General features: G+C 53.8%; 2 protein-coding genes. Both read left to right on the top strand.

The window, feature by feature from the left end; all coding sequences use genetic code 11:
* Positions 1 to 676: 676 nt before the first annotated feature.
* Complete coding sequence (locus tag ACP5EL_RS09980) at positions 677 to 1009, top strand: CGGC domain-containing protein (RefSeq protein WP_428402362.1); 333 nt, start codon at positions 677 to 679, stop codon at positions 1007 to 1009.
* 34 nt (positions 1010 to 1043) lie between these two features.
* The coding region (locus ACP5EL_RS09975) for a hypothetical protein (protein WP_428402361.1) at positions 1044 to 1397 on the top strand (354 nt) is incomplete at its 3' end.

Here is a 1397-nt window from a genome sequence, read left to right as displayed (position 1 = left end):
ATCGGACAAAACGATATACATTACCGGCGCCTTCATGAGATCAGGCGACTCAGATTATAGATAAGAGTATATATCAATATGACTAAAAATGGAGTTGCTGGGTGCAAAATGGAAGCAGTAAGAGTCGTGAAACGTGATAAGCAGACCGAAGCGGAATACGTTGATTCCCAATATGAATATCTGATGGAGAACAAAGATAAGGGGATCACCTTCGAGGAACTGCGCCGCAGGCGATCCGCCGAGCGCTGATATTTTGACAAGCTCCAATGAATCGAGCCATAAAGCCTCACCGCCAGAGAATGGATCGGTGATCTCCCTCTTTACCTCCTACCCCGCCCTCCGTCGCTCTGATCTGATGGCGAAGCTCCGCGGGCACCTCGCCGCCACGGTGACGGCTCGCGCCCTCATTCTTGTCTGGTAAGTCTCCACTTTAGGCGCGCCTCAGCCTCATCTCCTACAGATATCCTCTTTAGCTTTAGGCCCAGAATCTGGGTCTTGACCCGCTCACGATCAACTTCTCTAGAGCTGGTGGGCTGCAGATCTCGGAGCCGATCCGTCTCAAAAAGTCCGATCTTCCAAGGACAGGAAATCAACACGCCCGCGAATCTTAGAAAATATGCCGGAAGGGCCGACACCTTTAGGTGTAGATGGAAAAAAGATGATGCAGGTGATATAGTTGGTCAAAGTAGGGCTCGTCAGATGTGAAGGCGCCATGAGAATCTGCCCCGGAACATCCTGTTTCAGGGCGATAAGAGAGAAGACCGGAAGCTTTGCCCGATATTCGGACGAAGAGATAGAGATCATAGGAATGGCGCCCTGCGGAGGTTGTCCGGGCAGGGATGCCGTCCGCCAGGCGGCAGAGATGGTGCGAAGAGGGGCTGAAGTGATCTTCCTGGGAACCTGCATGATAAAGCCGATACCATCTGAGCCGGTCTGCAAGTACTCCGCAGAGATAGCCGAGGCCATTCGAAAAAAGACCGGTGTCGATGTCGTGATGGGCACCCACTGATGATATCCATCTTTTTATCCAGGAGGGTGAGAAGATGAAGAAGATGAAGAAGATGACTTTGAAGAGGGGGACCGGAGACGAGACTTATCGAGGGTGGAAAAATTTTCAAACATGGGCGATCGATAGCTGGCTGAGGTACGACTCGGACAGTCTCGCCAGGCTCTATGAGGGGGCGAAGTCATCCGGCGATCGGCAGACCTTCTCCAAGTCCCTAAAAGAGGCGCTGAGGGCCGAGGCCAGGGAGCTGCTGGAGGCGGGCGACCTCGCCCCTACGGCGCGGGGGATCTTCGGCGATCTTCTCGGCCGCTCTTTAGACTGCGCGGACTTCGAAGAGATAGCAGACCACGTCTTTGAGGAGATCGAAGGGGAGGAGACCGACGGGGAGGAG

The sequence above is a fragment of the Methanocrinis sp. genome, assembly GCF_049974945.1.
Taxonomy (GTDB): Archaea; Halobacteriota; Methanosarcinia; order Methanotrichales; family Methanotrichaceae; genus Methanocrinis.
Note: the sequence above shows the minus strand (reverse complement) of the source record. Positions and strands in the feature narration are given on the sequence as shown.